The organism is Paraburkholderia heleia NBRC 101817, from assembly GCF_000739775.1.
Classification (GTDB): domain Bacteria; phylum Pseudomonadota; class Gammaproteobacteria; order Burkholderiales; family Burkholderiaceae; genus Paraburkholderia; species Paraburkholderia heleia.
This window is the reverse complement of record NZ_BBJH01000006.1, coordinates 1-14666: the sequence shown is the minus strand read 5'-3', so window position 1 is coordinate 14666 and position 14666 is coordinate 1. Positions and strand designations below refer to the sequence as shown.

At 64.7% G+C, this 14666-nt stretch carries 14 protein-coding genes; 8 read left to right on the top strand and 6 right to left on the bottom strand.

All coding sequences use genetic code 11. The features are described 5' to 3' along the window. Positions 1-249: 249 nt before the first annotated feature. A complete protein-coding gene (locus tag BHE01S_RS05720; RefSeq protein ID WP_084068631.1) occupies positions 250-1809 on the bottom strand; it encodes a tripartite tricarboxylate transporter permease in 1560 nt (519 codons plus the stop codon). Between the two features lie 8 nt (positions 1810-1817). After that, the gene (locus tag BHE01S_RS05715) at positions 1818-2249 is read right to left on the bottom strand and encodes a tripartite tricarboxylate transporter TctB family protein (RefSeq protein WP_042262070.1); all 432 of its coding nucleotides are present in this window, start codon (positions 2247-2249) and stop codon (positions 1818-1820) included. Positions 2250-2710: 461 nt separating this feature from the next. Between BHE01S_RS05715 and BHE01S_RS05710 the strand changes: the two genes are divergently transcribed. Continuing rightward, positions 2711-4375, top strand: a complete 1665-nt coding sequence (locus BHE01S_RS05710) for a thiamine pyrophosphate-binding protein (RefSeq protein ID WP_042261545.1) — start codon at positions 2711-2713, stop codon at positions 4373-4375. Between the two features lie 95 nt (positions 4376-4470). Here BHE01S_RS05710 and BHE01S_RS05705 read toward each other — a convergent pair whose 3' ends face one another. Further along, a complete protein-coding gene (locus BHE01S_RS05705) occupies positions 4471-5403 on the bottom strand; it encodes a hypothetical protein (RefSeq protein ID WP_042261543.1) in 933 nt (310 codons plus the stop codon). A gap of 160 nt (positions 5404-5563) precedes the next feature. Here BHE01S_RS05705 and BHE01S_RS05700 point away from each other — a divergent pair, with 160 nt between their 5' ends. Next, a complete protein-coding gene (locus BHE01S_RS05700) occupies positions 5564-6502 on the top strand; it encodes a S1C family serine protease (RefSeq protein WP_042261542.1) in 939 nt (312 codons plus the stop codon). A gap of 18 nt (positions 6503-6520) precedes the next feature. Further along, a complete protein-coding gene (locus tag BHE01S_RS05695) occupies positions 6521-7189 on the top strand; it encodes a response regulator transcription factor (RefSeq protein WP_042261540.1) in 669 nt (222 codons plus the stop codon). 88 nt (positions 7190-7277) lie between these two features. Here the strand turns inward: BHE01S_RS05695 and BHE01S_RS05690 are convergent, their stop codons facing one another. Together BHE01S_RS05690 and BHE01S_RS05685 are read right to left on the bottom strand one after the other, a co-directional pair. Next, on the bottom strand, positions 7278-8204 hold the full coding sequence (locus tag BHE01S_RS05690; RefSeq protein WP_042261539.1) for a glutaminase: 927 nt from the start codon (positions 8202-8204) through the stop codon (positions 7278-7280). Between the two features lie 110 nt (positions 8205-8314). Then, complete coding sequence (locus tag BHE01S_RS05685; protein WP_042261537.1) at positions 8315-9886, bottom strand: DHA2 family efflux MFS transporter permease subunit; 1572 nt, start codon at positions 9884-9886, stop codon at positions 8315-8317. Between the two features lie 274 nt (positions 9887-10160). On the opposite strand from BHE01S_RS05685, the gene BHE01S_RS05680 reads away from it, so the two are divergent. The 3 genes from BHE01S_RS05680 to BHE01S_RS05670 all read left to right on the top strand — a co-directional run bounded on the left by BHE01S_RS05680 (position 10161) and on the right by BHE01S_RS05670 (position 13230). Continuing rightward, positions 10161-10811, top strand: a complete 651-nt coding sequence (locus BHE01S_RS05680; RefSeq protein WP_042261536.1) for an alpha/beta hydrolase — start codon at positions 10161-10163, stop codon at positions 10809-10811. 339 nt (positions 10812-11150) lie between these two features. Then, positions 11151-12209 carry a rod shape-determining protein gene (gene mreB, locus BHE01S_RS05675; protein WP_042261534.1) on the top strand — a complete coding sequence of 353 codons (1059 nt, stop codon included), beginning with the start codon at positions 11151-11153 and terminating at the stop codon, positions 12207-12209. A gap of 235 nt (positions 12210-12444) precedes the next feature. After that, positions 12445-13230: an alpha/beta fold hydrolase gene (locus tag BHE01S_RS05670; protein ID WP_042262067.1), complete on the top strand. Its 786-nt coding sequence runs from the start codon at positions 12445-12447 to the stop codon at positions 13228-13230. A 95-nt stretch (positions 13231-13325) separates the two neighbouring features. Here the strand turns inward: BHE01S_RS05670 and BHE01S_RS05665 are convergent, their stop codons facing one another. Beyond that, a complete protein-coding gene (locus BHE01S_RS05665) occupies positions 13326-13727 on the bottom strand; it encodes a hypothetical protein (RefSeq protein ID WP_042261532.1) in 402 nt (133 codons plus the stop codon). Between the two features lie 39 nt (positions 13728-13766). Between BHE01S_RS05665 and BHE01S_RS37625 the strand changes: the two genes are divergently transcribed. Both BHE01S_RS37625 and BHE01S_RS05660 read left to right on the top strand, forming a co-directional pair. Next, on the top strand, positions 13767-13943 hold the full coding sequence (locus BHE01S_RS37625; RefSeq protein ID WP_157025155.1) for a hypothetical protein: 177 nt from the start codon (positions 13767-13769) through the stop codon (positions 13941-13943). A gap of 156 nt (positions 13944-14099) precedes the next feature. Continuing rightward, positions 14100-14666, top strand: a 567-nt coding sequence (locus BHE01S_RS05660; protein ID WP_042261530.1) for a citrate/2-methylcitrate synthase, incomplete at its 3' end; no start/stop codon positions are given.

The following is a 14666-nucleotide window of genomic DNA, read 5'->3' as shown; positions in this document are numbered from 1 at the left end:
ACGATTGACGGCCGCTTTCAGATCGCTGATGTCGTCGTGCAGCTCGAGCGTCCACCGTGCGGCCGCAGCGATCTGCCGTCGAATGCGTTGGAAGGTATCGGGGGAAGTGTGAACGGGCGAGGAGGGGGTATTCACGACAATCGGGTTTTCAGTTAGGTAGTAACCCGTATTGTACTGGCGTTGAGACGAGCAGGTGAACGACTTTACCGCCCGGGCAGTTGCAGCCGGGCGGTCTTTATGCTGCCCCGATTAATCGCTGCTTGCCCGAGGCAGTTCGGCTCGCGCTCCACCCTGGCGCACGCGTTGCGTCCTGCTCGCGCGGCGGCGGTTCCGTTGTGCCGACAGGGTGACCAGCACGACGAGCAACAGCGATGCGATGAGGAATCCGCAGCTGATGGGCCGCTCGACGAAAATCGACATATTCCCGTGCGAAATGAGCAGCGCGCGGCGAAAGTTCTCTTCGATCATCGGCCCGAGGACGAAACCGAGCAGAACTGGCGCGACTGAAAAGCCGAGGTAGTTGAACACGGTGCCGATCAAGCCGAACGCCAGAACTTGCCACACTTCGAAAAGGCTGTTCTGGGTACTGAACACGCCGACGGCAATAAAGAACATCGCAGAGGGAAACAGGTAGCGGTAAGGCAGTCTGAGCAGTTTGACCCACACGCCGATCATCGGCACATTGAGCAGAACGAGAAGAATATTGCCGATCCAGAAGCTCGCAATGAGTCCCCAGAAGATGTCGGGGTGCTCGGAGATCAACTGGGGACCAGGCGTAATGCCCTGAATGATGAGGGCGCCGAGAATCAGCGCCATCACCGGATCGCCGGGTATGCCGAGGCTCATCGTCGGAATGAAATCGACCTGCGTCTTCGAGTGCGACGACGCTTCAGGCGCGGCGACGCCGGCAATCACGCCCGTGCCGAACGCCTGAGGTTGCTTCGAGAGCTTGCGCTCGAGCGCATAGGCCACGAACGTCGTGATCGTCGGTCCGGTTCCCGGCATGGCGCCGAACAGCGCGCCCACGGCGGTTCCTCGTGTCATTGGCCAGAAGGTCGCCTTGAGTTCCTCACGCGTGGGGCGCATGTCCTTGAAGCGCACGCTGAGCGACTTGCTCGATACCTGCATTCGGTTGACGTTGCACAGGAAGTCGGCCACGCCAAAGAGCCCCATTGCGATCGCCACCAGTTCGAGCCCGTCGTTCATGTCGGTCAGGCCAAACGTGAAGCGGAACGTGCCGGTATTGACATCCGTGCCGGCCATGCCGCAAAGCAGACCGAAAAGCGTCATGGCGATGCCTTTGAGCGCTGAGCCTCTCGACATCGTCGAGCCGGCGAGCAGGCCAAGAAGCATGACCGAGAAGATCTCCGAGGGGCCGAACTTGAATGCCATGGCCGTGAGCAAGGGAGAGGCGAAAATCATCAGGATGATGCCGGTCGACGCCGCGAAGAACGAACTCAACATCGTGATGCCGAGCGCCGCACCGCCTCTGCCGGCCTTTGCCATGGGATACCCGTCGAGACAGGTGATCGCATGCGGCGGGTGAGAAGGCAGATTGAGCAGAATGGCGCCGATCGCGCCGCCGTATTGCGAGCCGTAGAAAATACCGGCGAGCATCAGGATCGCCGGTACGGGGTGCATGACATAGGTGAGCGGCAACAGGATCGAGATTGCCGACAGCGCGCCCATGCCCGGCAACACGCCCACCATGTTGCCCACGAGGACGCCGAAGAACGACCACATCAGGTTGGTGCCTTGAAGCGCCACCGAGAAGCCATAAAAGAGGTCGTGCAAGGATTGTTCGATCATGTTGCTCACTATCCCCAGGCAAATGGCGCCAGCTGAAGTTTCAGCGCCCAAGAGAAAACAACGAGGGCGATCGCGCACATGACGATCGACAATGCGGCTGCGCGAAACAGGGTATTGGTTCGGTCTCCGAGCGCGCAAATGAAGACGATCGCGAAGGTGGCGGGAATCAGGCCGCCGTACTTGCCGAGCAGGATGAAGGCGAGCGTGCCCGCGATAATGCAAACGGCGCCACGCAGGTCGGGCAGCCGCGAATGCGCATCCGCATCCGTCGTGTTCGGAGCGGGTTTGGGCAGATCCTTCGCCGAGAGCGCGATCAGAATGCCGACGACAGCCAGAAGCGTGCCCACGGCTACGGGAAAGAAACCCGCACCCATGCTCGTCAGCGATCCCACGTCATAGGACATGCCGGCGTACGCGGCGCTCGCGCCGATCACGACCATCAGTGCGCCGGCGTAGTAATCCTTGCTGAAAGATACTCCGAGGTTCAACGCACACCTCCGCCGCCTGAGCGATTGGCATCCGCAGCGCAGCCCGGCGCATGAAGTCTGGAGAGCGAGGTCCGGCAACGTAGCCGGGCCCGGACGCGGCAGGCAAAAGGTAGTACTGCGGGTAGCACTGCGAATCGGAATTGACTATGCAGCCTGTGCATGCCCATGGCCTGCAGGAGCGTCATCTGTTCGACACAGTCATACAACTCATATGTATGAGTTGCAATGTAATGTGTTAGCCTTCGGATTGCCATCAGGGAAAACATGGGTGTCGGCGCATCGTGCGCGAGACGAAGCCATTCTTTTGCTCACTTCAAGAATGACTGACTTTTCGCTCTGCCAGATGACGCGAATAATCCACTCGCCACCCATTTGATGCGGGAATCCATTCGTCTTGAACAGGAGATATCACAATGTCGATTGCATGCCGCGGCGCTGACGCGCTGGTAAAGGCGCTGTCCAGAGCAGGGGTGAAGCATGTCTTCACCTTGTCGGGCAACCACATCATGCCGGTGTTCGACGCCTGCATCGACTCGGGTATCGAGTTGTTCCACACGCGCCACGAGGCCGCCGCCGTGCATATGGCTGACGCCTATGCACGCTTGACCGGCAAGGTCGGCGTCGCGTTGGTGACGGGCGGTCCCGGCCACGCCAATGCGGTTTCGGCGCTCTATACGGCGCAGATGGCGGAATCGCCCGTTCTGCTGCTCTCCGGGCATGCACCGCACGGCCAGTTGGGCCTGGGCGCATTTCAGGAGATGCGGCAAGCGGATGTCGCGGCGCCGCTGGTGAAAATGGCCGCCATCGCACAGCATCCGGACACCCTCGTCGATGAACTGGTCCACGCGCTGCGCATAGCCCAGTCGGGGCGGCCCGGCCCCGTTCACCTGAGCCTGCCGACGGATGTGTTGGAGGGCGCAGCGCACGTGCCCGCCGAAATGAATGCCGAGCGTTTTTTGCCAGCGAGGCAGAGGCTTGACGATACAACGGCCATGCGCCTCGTCTCGAGCCTCGCGAACGCGTCGCGCCCGCTGATTCTCGTGGGGCCCGCGTGCATGACGCGCGCCGGCCGCGAGCGGACGGACACGCTTGCGGCGGCGCTCGGCATTCCGGTCGTCGGCATGGAGAGTCCGCGAGGCATCAACGATCCGGCGCTTGGGGCGTTCGCCGAGGTTCTGGCGCAGGCTGACCGCGTGATGCTGGTCGGCAAGCGCATGGATTTCACGCTGGCATTCGGGAAATCGCCCGCGTTCGCGCCGGATTGCACGTTTGTCCAGATCGACCCGGAGCCGCAAGAGATTACACGTACGCGTCGCGCGGTGGGTGAGCGCTTGATCGGCACGGCAGTGGCGGATAGCGAGCCCGCGCTCGAGAGGCTGGCTACCGTTTGCGGCAATAGCCACACTTGCGATGAACGATGGACGCGCGACGTGCAGGGTGCGATTGCATGGCGGCCCGAGCCATGGCGCACGGCGTCGTCGTCGCTCGAAAGACGGCTTCATCCTGTTCAGGCGCTCGCGCCGTTGCAGGCGTTGCTCGACAGCCATCCCGATGCGGTTTTCGTCTCCGATGGCGGCGAATTCGGGCAGTGGGCGCAAGCCTGCCTGCACGCGCCCAATCGCGTGATCAACGGCGTCGCCGGGGCGATTGGCGCCGCACTTCCGTTCGCGCTGGCTGCACGCGTGGCACACCCTGCTGCGCCCGTCGTCGCCGTGATGGGGGATGGCACGTTCGGTTTTCATGCGGCGGAAATGGATACCGCCGTGCGCTACGGATTACCGTTCGTGGCCGTGGTCGGCAACGATGCGCGCTGGAACGCCGAATATCAGATCCAGTTGCGCAGTTATGGCCATGAGCGGCTGATCGGCTGCGAGCTATTGCCTGCACGCTACGATCGCGTGACCGAGGCTTTCGGCGGAACGGGCGCGCTCGTCGAACGTGCGGACGAGATGAACGACGCGATCGAGCGGGCGCAGGCTGCGCAGAACGCAAAGCTGCCAGCCTGCCTGAACGTCATGATCGAAGGCGTTGCTGCGCCTTCTTTCAAACGGCGCGCGCCAGAAACTGCATCGTCATAGGTCAGGACGTTCGCAAACGGACCGGTAATGCCCGCGCGCTGTGCGGACTATTACGCGAACTACTACGCAAGCGACTGTGCAAACTATTGTGCAAGCTACTGCGCGATCTGCTGACGCTGATATTCGTCGTGCTTCATTTGCATGTAGTCGGCGCGGCTGACCTCGTGCAACTGCCGCGGATACTGTTCGGTGGCGTCGAACCACTCCGCGAGGCGTTTGTCGAGGCGGGCGGCGGGCGGGCTGGAAAGCGCATCGAGATACGCCTGAATGGCGAGGTAATAGCGCATGGTATTGCGTTCGACCAGACCGCGCACGCCGCCGATGTATCGCGTCTCGTTCGTCGACGGATCGCGGGTCATGGAAAAGCCGACTTTATCGCTGCCTATCGTCGCCAGATAGGCTTTCATGGCAAGCCGTCCCGCCGTCCCGTAACCGTAGGCATAAGTCAGGTGAATAAAAGTGCGATCGTCGCTCACGGGTATGGCCTCCAGAACGATCCGGTAGTCTTTCGTGCTCAGCGGACCCGTGGCGGCGGAGAGCTCCACGCGAAAATAGTCAGGGCTGCTCACCGCCTGGTGCCAGGCGAATTGCACGCGGTATGACGAGGAAAGCGATTCCTCGGTTTTCTTGCCGATATTCACCGCGAGAACCGTGCCGCTCGCGCTGGTCGAGGCATGGCAGTACTTGATGTTCAAGTGCAGGATCAGCACGTCGCACCAGTTCGCAGGCCCTTGAGTCGGATGGTTGAACGTGTCGTTGACCGTCGCGAAAGGGAAGTTGACCACACCGTAAATATCGCCTTTGAGTGCCGATGGCAACTCCTGCGATTCGAGGTACAGCGGTCGCTGAAACGGGTTTTGCGCGAGTTGCTGCGTGAGACTCTGGTACTTTTCGCGCAGGCTCGCCGCGCTGGCGTCCGCTTGCGCGAAAGCGCCCTGGCCCAGCAAACAGAGCGCCGCGGTCATCGCGGCCATCCACCACAGGCGCGTGCGCCGGATGCCCGACGTGAATCTGGCAAGCGTACTCATGGCCTTCCTCCCGTTTTGACTGCGTGTGAACTGCAGCAGTCCGACTACCCATTTGGGTGGTGCGCGCCGCGTGTCCTTCTGTCATTGTGAACCCACGAAGCGCGGACCCGAACGTGTGAACCCGAACGTGTGGACTCAAACGATTGGCAGGAGACTTGAAATGGAATCGACATCCTCGAGTGCAAATCCTTTAGCGATTCTCTCGGACGGTCTCGCCGACATTGTCGCGCGAGTCGGCCAGAGCGTCGTGACAATCCATGGCCGGCATCGCATGCCGTCGAGTGGGGTAATCTGGCGCCACGGCGTCGTCGTGACGGCTGCCCATACGATCCGGCGCGAGGAAGGGATCGAAATCACCTTGACCGACGGCCGTACGGTCGCCGCGGTCCTCGCAGGGCTGGATCTGGGCACCGATCTCGCCGTGCTGAAGCTGGACGGCGTGGACCCGGATCCGGTCGAGTCCGGCGATGTCCGCTCGCTCAAGCCGGGTCATCTGGCGCTCGCCGTCGCGCGTGCCGACGAACTCGGCGCCAGTGCCGATTTTGGCGTGATCGGCAGCACGGGTGGTCCCTGGCGCACGTGGAGAGGTGGACAACTCGACGCATTCGTGCGGCTGGACGGCGGTCTGCGCCCGGGTTTCTCGGGCGCGGCCCTGGCCGATATGCGCGGCCAGGTCGTGGGTATCTGCACGTCGGGACTGCTGCGCGGCGCAGGCATGGTGATTCCCGCGACGACGGTGGAGCGCGTCGCCGACGAACTGCTGGCCAAGGGGCGCGTGTCGCGGGGCTATCTTGGCGTCGGCACGCAACAGGTCGGCCTGCTCAACGCGTGGGTGGACAAAATGAAGCTGTCGTTCAATAGCGGATTGCTGATCAGTTCGCTTGCGCCGGGCGGTCCAGCGGAACAGGCGGGCATACTGATTGGCGATGTGCTGATCGAACTGGACGGCCAACCTTGCCGCGACCTTGGCGACCTGCACGCCGCGCTGGGCTCGACGAGCATCGGACAGCCGTTGCCAGTCACGTTGATCCGGGGTGGCGAGCGCCACGCCTGCACGGTCACCGTGGGCGAACGGCCCCAGCGGCATTCGTGCAGGTGAGGTCCGGGAAGCGGCCAAATGTCGGATGGAACGATGGAACACATGGGGCCGGTGCGGGTCGCGGTCATTGCGTCGTCGTCGCAGGTGCGCGCAAGCTTGCAGGCGATTGTCGAGGCGCAGCGGCCGCTCGCGTTCCTCGGCAGCGCAGCCGATGCCGAAACGCTCGCCGCTTACCTCGCCGGTTCGATGCCGGATGTCGTCGTGGCCGACATCGGGCCGCAGGCAAGCGATGCGCTCAAGACGCTGTTCGATTCTCACCACGTGCCGGCGGCGCTGGTCCTGTTGCTCGACGACCCGGATAGCGACGGATTCCCCGACGAACTGCCCGCCGAGACGACGGCGATCCTGTCGCGCGACGTGACGCCCGCCGAAATCGTCGCGGCCATCGAAGCCGCCGCCGCCGGCCTGTGCGTGCTCTCGCCCGACATCCTCGCAAGGCTGCTGGCCGGACGAAAGCCATTGCGCCAGACGATATCTGGTGGACCGCTCGAAGCCTTGTCGCTGCGGGAGACCGAAGTGCTGGCGATGCTCGCCGACGGACTCGGCAACAAGGAGATCGCCCGGCAACTCGACATCTCGGACAACACGGTGAAATCCCATCTCTCGTCCATCTTCGGCAAACTCGGCGCGACCAATCGCACCGAAGCGGTGATGCTCGGTATGCGGCACGGCTACATCATGGTGTAGGCAGGCCGCGATCGCCCCCACGGGCCGCTGCTTTGCGGCTGCGTTGTCGGGCAGGGGGCGGCTTCAGTGAATGGCGTTCGCCACGGCCTCAGAAAATCGAGCGCCCGGTGCGCGTCGTCAACCACTCCAGCGCCAGCGAGCCCACCAGCGAATTCCCGGTCGCGTCGAGGCCCGGCGACCACACGCACACCGCGAACTCGCCCGGCAGCACCGCAACGATCCCGCCGCCCACACCGCTCTTCGCAGGCAAGCCCACGCGGTAGACGAAATCGCCCGCGGCGTCGTAGGTGCCGCAGGTCAGCATCAGCGCCGAAAGGCGCTTGGCCGAACTCGCGTCGAGCACGGGTTCGCCGCTCGCGGGCGAAACGCCGCCGTTGGCCAGAAAGAGCGCCGCGCGCGCCAGTTCCACGCAGCTCATCGAGATCGCGCACTGGCGGCAATACGCGTCGATCACGGCATCGGCGGGCATGTCCAGGTTGCCGAAGCTCGCGATGAAATGCGCCATCGCGCGATTGCGCTCGGCGTGCGCGAGTTCCGACTGCGCGACACGCAGGTCGTAGCCGATGCCGGGCTCGCCCGAAAGCCGCCGCATGAAATCGACGAGCGCGGTCTCGGCCTGCACGAAGCGGCGGCACAGCACGTCGGTCACGACGAGCGCGCCCGCGTTGATGAACGGGTTGCGCGGCTTGCCCGCCTCGAATTCGAGCTGCACGAGCGAGTTGAATGCCGTGCCCGAAGGCTCGCGGCCCACACGCTGCCAGAGCGCGTCGCCGAGTAGCTGGAACGCGAGCGTGCAGGCGAACAGCTTCGAAATGCTCTGGATGGAAAAGCGCACATCGGCGTCGCCGGTGCGATACACCTGGCCGTCCACCGTCACGATAGCCATGCCGAAGTGATCGGCGCGCACCGTGGCGAGTTCGGGAATGTAGTCGGCAACGCGGCCCGCGCCGATATACGGCTGCAGGTCGCGATGGATGGCTTCGAGGATGGGCGTGTAGTCGAACGTGTGATTCATGGGCGGAGCAGGGCAGTCGCGGCGGAGCGCCCGCCGCGGTCCCCGCGATTGTAGCGGCTCGCGCTTACCGCCACGGCGTCATTGCGCGCGTTGACCGAACCTCTCGCGGCTCAATGCGCCCCCGCCGCGCCGCCGCCGCCGCCGCCCTTCGTCGACTTCGTGATCCAGATGAGCGGAATGATCACGAGAAAGATGATCGCCGAGATATAGAAAATGTCGTTCAGCCCCATCATGGCGGCCTGCGTGGTGAGCTGAAAGTCGAACAGCGCGCGTGCGGAGGGCTCGCTCAGATTCAGCACCTTCTGGGTCTGGTCGATCGCCTGCACGAAGGTCGGGTTGTTGATCGAAGCCTGCTCCGTGAGCCGCGCGTGATGGAGGATCGTGCGGTTGTTCCATGCGTTGGTTGCGATCGAGGTGCCCACCGCGCCGCAGAACACGCGCACGAAGTTTGACAGGCCCGCCGCCGCGGGCACGCGGCCCGGCGGCTGCCCCGCGAGAATGATCGCCGTGAGCGGCACGAAGAAGAGCGCCATGGGGATGCCTTGCAGCAGCGTGGGCAGCACGAGGTGGAAGGTGTCGATTTCGATGACGTACCGCGAACGCATGTAGAACACGCCCGCGAACATCACGAACGCGAGCGTCGCGATGATGCGCGCGTCGGAGCGCGGCAGCAGGCGCCCCACGACGGGCGAGAGCAGCATCGCGAAGACGCCGAGCGGCGCGGTCACGAGGCCCGCGTCCACCGAGCGGTAATTCAGATACTCCTGCATCCACTGCGGCAGCAACACGAGATTGCCGAAGAACACGGCGTAGGCCACGGAAATCGCGATCGTGCCGCCGAGAAAGTTCCGTTGTCCGAATAAACGCAAGTCGACGATCGGATGCGCCTCGGTCAGCTCCCAGACGAGAAAGAACGCAAAGCTGATGAGCGCGACGAGGCCGAGCGTGACGATCACAGGCGAGTTGAACCAGTCGAGGTCTTTGCCTTTATCCAGCATGATCTGGAGCGAGGCGACCCAGGCGACCAGCAGGCCGAGGCCCACCACGTCGATAGGCGGTTTGCGCGTGGCGGATTCGCGGCTGCGGTAAATCGACCACGTCACGAAAGCCGCGAAGAAACCCACCGGGATGTTGATGTAGAAGATCCACGCCCAGTTGTAGCTATCCGTGATCCAGCCGCCGAGCGCCGGTCCCGCGATCGGGCCGACCGTCGTCGTCATCGCCCAGAACGCCAGCGCGGTCGCCGATTTGTCCTTGGGCCAGGAGCCGAGCAGGATGGCTTGCGAGAGCGGAATCAGCGGGCCGGCCACGGCGCCTTGCAACACGCGCGCGACCAGCAGGAACGGCAGGGTCGGGGCGATGCCGCACAGCCACGACGCCAGCACGAACGAGAGAATCGAGGTGACGAACAGGCGCACCTGGCCAAAGCGCTGCGTGAGCCAGCCGGTGAGCGGAATGGAAACGGCGTTGGCCGCCGCGAACACGGTGATGACCCACGTGCCTTCGTCCACGGAAACGCCCATGTCGCCGGAGATGGTCGGAATGGCGACGTTGGCGATCGACGTGTCGAGCACGTTCATGAAGGTCGCGAGCGAGACCGCGACGGTGCCGAGGATCAGGCTGCCGCCCTGGAGCGGGGGCGGTGGCGCGGGCGGCGTCGATGATGCGGCGGGCTGGTTCAAGCGTGTTCTCCGCGTATCCGGTTTGCGGCACAGGATACCTGTAATCGCCTTTTGTCATCGCCGGCCGCGGAGCACCCCCATGCGGAGCAGGGTCATGGGGCTTGCGAATGGCTTTCGCGCGATCGGGCTGCCGTGGCGGCTTTAGCTAGCGAGAGGAAATGGAGTCTTTCGTACACGCGTTGCGCGGCGAGCGTATCCTTGCGCCTGCCGCGCGCCGCGCAAGATGCGTGCGCTGGACCCACAATACGATCGTCAGTCAAGGGGAGGTTCGACCATGAGCTGGGAAGCATTCGAAGGGGGCTGGCGTCTGGCGCCGGCCGATGGCGCCGCGCGCGCGCTCGTCGTGCTGCTGCACGGCGTCGGCAGCAACGCACAGGACCTCACGCCGCTCGCCGACGTCTGGCGCGATGCGCTGCCGGGCGTTGCGTTCACGTCGCTCGACGGCAGCGAACCGTTCGACGGCGGCTTTGGCGGACGCCAGTGGTTCAGTCTGCGCGACATCAGCGAGAGCAACCGCGAGGCGCGCGTCGTTGCCGCCTCGCAGGTGCTCGAGCGGCGGCTCGACGCCGAGCTCGCCCATTGGGGGCTCGGCCACGACGCGCTCGCGCTGGTGGGCTTCTCGCAAGGCTCGATCATGTCGCTCTACCACGTGGCCACGCAGGCGGCGGGCGCGGCGGCCGTGGTCGCGTATGCGGGCCGGCTCGTCACGCCCGTGGTCGCGAAAAGCCGCACGGTGCTCACGCTCGTGCACGGCGAGGACGACGAAGTGATTCCGGCGAGCGAACTGGAGCGCGCCGCCGCTGCGTTCAGCGATGCGGGCTTCGCGGTTACCGCTTTCGCGTTGCCGGGCGTCGGCCACACGATCACGCCGCAGGGCGTCATGCTCGGGCGCGACGCGCTGGTGCGCGCGCTCGCGCATGGCTAACCGCGGGGCGGATCCGATCGCTGGCGGGGCGAGGTCGGGCCCCGTTAAGCGGCATGGCCCGGCGGCCAAACCGGTACAAATTGGCAGTCGCATAAGCCCGCGGTGTCGTATTTCGGCCATATTTTCCGGATAACCTAGGCAGTCGTTTTTAGACCGGCTAAAGTTCGCGCCGGTCGCGGCCGTTAATACGGGGAGTCGCCGCGACCTTATGGGCCGCGTAGGCCCGTTCCGCCCGGCGCGCGGCGAGTTCGCGCTGCCTGGACGAGGCCGCCATCGGGAATGCCATCCGGCGGCGCATCGTCTGCCGGGTCGCCAAAAAGAACCGAACTTCAGACCCATATGGCCCGAGCCAAGCCGCATTCCATCTTTTCCAAAAGGCTGTTCCGCCAGGAGGACGTGGCGCTCGATCTCGGTACGGCCAACACGCTCATCTATACCGCCGACAAGGGCATCGTGCTGGACCAGCCCTCGGTGGTCTGCTTCGAGAGGCGCGCGGGCGCGAGCGAGACGACGGTGGCCGCGGTGGGCCGTGAGGCGAAGGATCTGCTCGGCCGCACGCCGGCGAACCTGGAGACGGTGCGGCCGCTTTCGCACGGGGTGATCGCCAATTTTTCCGCTGCCGAGCACATGATGCGCCGCTTCGTGGCGATGGCGCAGCCGCGCCGCCTGCTCGGCCGCCGTGCGGCATTCACGGTGTGCGTGCCGGCGGGCGCGACGCGCGTCGAGCGCCGCGCGATTCGCGAGGCGGCCTTCGCAGCAGGCGCGGCGAGCGTGAACCTGATCGGCGAGTCGCTGGCTTCGGCGCTCGGCGCGGGTTTGCCGGTGCACGCGGCAACCGGCTCGATGGTCGTGGATATCGGCGGCGGCACGACGGAAGTGGGCATCGTCGCGCTGGGCGGCGTGGCGTGCAGCGGTTCGGTGCGCGTGGGCGGCGACCAGTTCGACCGTGCCATCGTCGATCATGTGCGCACGCTCTATGGCGTCGTGCTGGGCGAGCAGACCGCCGAACACGTGAAAAAGACAATTGGCTGCGCGCTCTATGGCGAACCCATCGAACGCATACGCGCGACCGGGCGCAGCATGGAAGACGGTTTGCCGCGCACGGTCGAGATCACGAGCCACGACGTGGTGGACGCCCTGGCCGCGCCGCTGCGCGTGGTGATCAACACCGTGCGGCAGGTGCTCGAGACGGCGCCCGCCGAACTCGTCACCGATATCGCCGATAGCGGCATCGTGCTCACGGGCGGCGGCTCGCTGCTCGGCCGGCTCGACCAGTGCCTCGCCGCCGAGCTTGGCGTGGCCGTGCGGGTGGCCGACGAGCCGCTCACCTGCGCGGTGCGCGGCGCGGGCGCGGCGGCCTCGCTCATGAGCGAGCACGCTTTCGAAATGGTCGAATAACGGCGCGAGCCGGCGCACGCGGCAACAGGGCTTCGCCAGGGCGCCGGCGTCCCCGGTGTTCGCGCCGCGGGCATGGGACAATACGCCACTTTACCGGTGTGCGCCGCGATGGGTTGCCGTAGGCCGTAGTCCGTTGCAATGCGCCGCTGTCCCGTTGTCTCCACATCGTCCAGCCGTGAATCCAGCCGCTTTTCCGGCCCCCGGCACGTTCATCGAACTGCCCGGCGGCCTGCCCATGCCCTATGTCGAACGGGGCACGGGCGAACTCCTTCTCTTCGTGCACGGCTCGCTTTGCGATTACCGCTACTGGCGGCCGCAGCTGGCCGGCCTCGCGCAGCATTATCGCTGTGTGTCGGTGAGTCTCACGCACTACTGGCCCGCCGGGGATGTTGCGCGCGGCCAGCCTTTCAGCTGGCGGCAGCATGCGGACGAACTCGCGGCGTTTGTCGAAGCCCTGGGCGCAGGGCCCGCGCACGTGATCGGGCATTCGCGCGGCGGCCTCGTGTCGTTCCAGTTCGCGCGGCGCCATCCGCAGCACGTGCGCACGCTCACGCTCGCCGATCCGGGCGGGCCGGTCCAGCAGCCGGGCCAGCGATTCGCCACGCTGCCGGAGACCGTCAACGCGCTGCGCGCCCGCGCCGTGGCGCTGATCGAGTCGGGCCAGGTGGACGCGGGGCTGGAATTGTTCGTCGACTCGGTGAGCCGGCCCGGCTTCTGGGCAAGGAGCACGCATGCGTTTCGCCGCATGGCCACCGACAACGCGCACACACTCGGGCCGCAGTTCCAGGATCCGCTGCCCGCGTACACGCGCGAGCAAGCCGCCGAAGTGGGATGCCCCGTGCAGCTGATCGACGGCGAGCTGAGCCCGGAGGTGTTTCACCGGGCCGTGGCCGCGCTCGACGCATGGCTGCCCAATGCGCGCCGCGCCAGTGTGGCGGGCGCATCGCATGGGATGAATCTGGCGCGGCCCGCGGCGTTCAACGAATTGATCGATCGCTTCGTGAGCGGACACGGGCGCTGACGCACGCCGATGCAAAAAGGGCGGCCATGCAGAACTGGATCCGCGGCCGCCCTCTTTATTGCTGCGATAAATATCGCTATCCGAACGATTTTCGCTTAGTCGCGGCCGTGCGCGTGGGCGTCGAGCTTGTGCTCGGCAGCCTCGCCTACGAGGCCCGCGTAGAAGAGGTGGACGCCGATCGCAAGCGAATCGTTGCGGATTTCGTGGAAGGCCTTCCATGCCTTCGCCGGATCCTTGAACACGAGATAGTGTGCTTCCTGCGAAACGAGGCGGGCGACCCGGTGCAGGCCGTGGCCGTTGAGCGCGTCCACGAGGTGATCGAGGCTGCGGTGCGTGCGCGCGTCGGTGCGCGGATACAGCATGTGCAGCACGGCCACGCGCTCGCTGGCGAGTGCGGCCGAGAGCGCGACCACGATGTCCTGGTGATTGAGTGCCGTGACGACGGCGCCCTCTGCTTGTTCGTCTTCTGCGAACAGGGTGTCGACCGAGATGTTCATCTGTTGCTTCCTTACGTTTTGCTTTAAGCGCGTGTGGCGATGAAAAAAGCCTGCTACCAGAAGCAGGCTGGATTACAAAATGCAAGTAATGGAAAACCCTTGCATGTCAAGCAGTATCGCAAAGATGGGGTGCGACATGTTGCGCCGCAAGAGAAAAATATTGTTGCAGGAATCGACGTTAAGGAAGCCGCAAGCTTTGCAGTGTTGCGGGCCTGAAGAGGGATTGTTGCTGGCTGCGCTATCAATCGTTGCTGCAGCGCGCCTTAGAATGCGGCAGGCGGTCGCAGCAATGCCGGCCCTTCCGGCGGCTGCGTCCTGTTGCGCGAGGTTTGCGCGAAGTATTGCGAAGTCACAGCAATTCAAGGACAGATAATGATCGACTCGAAAACACACGCCACGCTCACGATCCCCGGCCACGCTGAAGGCGTGCCGTTGCCGGTCTACAAGGGCACGATGGGCCCGGATGTGATCGACATCCGCAAGCTGTACGGCCAGACCGGCATGTTCACGTATGACCCGGGCTTCATGTCGACGGCGTCGTGCAACTCGGCGATCACGTACATCGACGGCGACAAGGGCGAGCTGCTTTATCGCGGCTACCCGATCGATAACCTTGCGCAAAACGCCGATTTCCTCGAAAGCTGCTACCTCCTGCTCAAGGGCGAGCTGCCCACGCAGCAGCAGCAGGATGAGTTCGTGGCCTCGGTGAAGAATCACACGATGGTTCACGAGCAGATGCACTTCTTTTTCAGGGGGTTCCGCCGTGACGCACATCCGATGGCGATTCTGGTGGCGGCGGTCGGCGCGCTGTCCGCGTTCTATCACGATTCGCTCGACATCAACGACGCAAAGCATCGCGAGGTGTCGGCGATCCGCATGATCGCGAAGCTGCCGACGCTCGTTGCCATGGCGTACAAGTACACGATCGGCCAGCCGTTC

Coding starts and splice junctions, on each gene's coding strand:
- BHE01S_RS05710 (WP_042261545.1), top strand. CDS start 2,711: ATGTCGATTGCATGCCGCGGCGCTGACGCGCTGGTAAAGGCGCTGTCC.
- BHE01S_RS05700 (WP_042261542.1), top strand. CDS start 5,564: ATGGAATCGACATCCTCGAGTGCAAATCCTTTAGCGATTCTCTCGGAC.
- BHE01S_RS05690 (WP_042261539.1), bottom strand. CDS start 8,204: ATGAATCACACGTTCGACTACACGCCCATCCTCGAAGCCATCCATCGC.
- BHE01S_RS05680 (WP_042261536.1), top strand. CDS start 10,161: ATGAGCTGGGAAGCATTCGAAGGGGGCTGGCGTCTGGCGCCGGCCGAT.
- BHE01S_RS05670 (WP_042262067.1), top strand. CDS start 12,445: ATGCCCTATGTCGAACGGGGCACGGGCGAACTCCTTCTCTTCGTGCAC.
- BHE01S_RS05695 (WP_042261540.1), top strand. CDS start 6,521: ATGTCGGATGGAACGATGGAACACATGGGGCCGGTGCGGGTCGCGGTC.
- BHE01S_RS05715 (WP_042262070.1), bottom strand. CDS start 2,249: ATGGTCGTGATCGGCGCGAGCGCCGCGTACGCCGGCATGTCCTATGAC.
- BHE01S_RS05720 (WP_084068631.1), bottom strand. CDS start 1,809: ATGATCGAACAATCCTTGCACGACCTCTTTTATGGCTTCTCGGTGGCG.
- BHE01S_RS05705 (WP_042261543.1), bottom strand. CDS start 5,403: ATGAGTACGCTTGCCAGATTCACGTCGGGCATCCGGCGCACGCGCCTG.
- BHE01S_RS37625 (WP_157025155.1), top strand. CDS start 13,767: ATGAAAAAAGCCTGCTACCAGAAGCAGGCTGGATTACAAAATGCAAGT.
- mreB (WP_042261534.1), top strand. CDS start 11,151: ATGGCCCGAGCCAAGCCGCATTCCATCTTTTCCAAAAGGCTGTTCCGC.
- BHE01S_RS05665 (WP_042261532.1), bottom strand. CDS start 13,727: ATGAACATCTCGGTCGACACCCTGTTCGCAGAAGACGAACAAGCAGAG.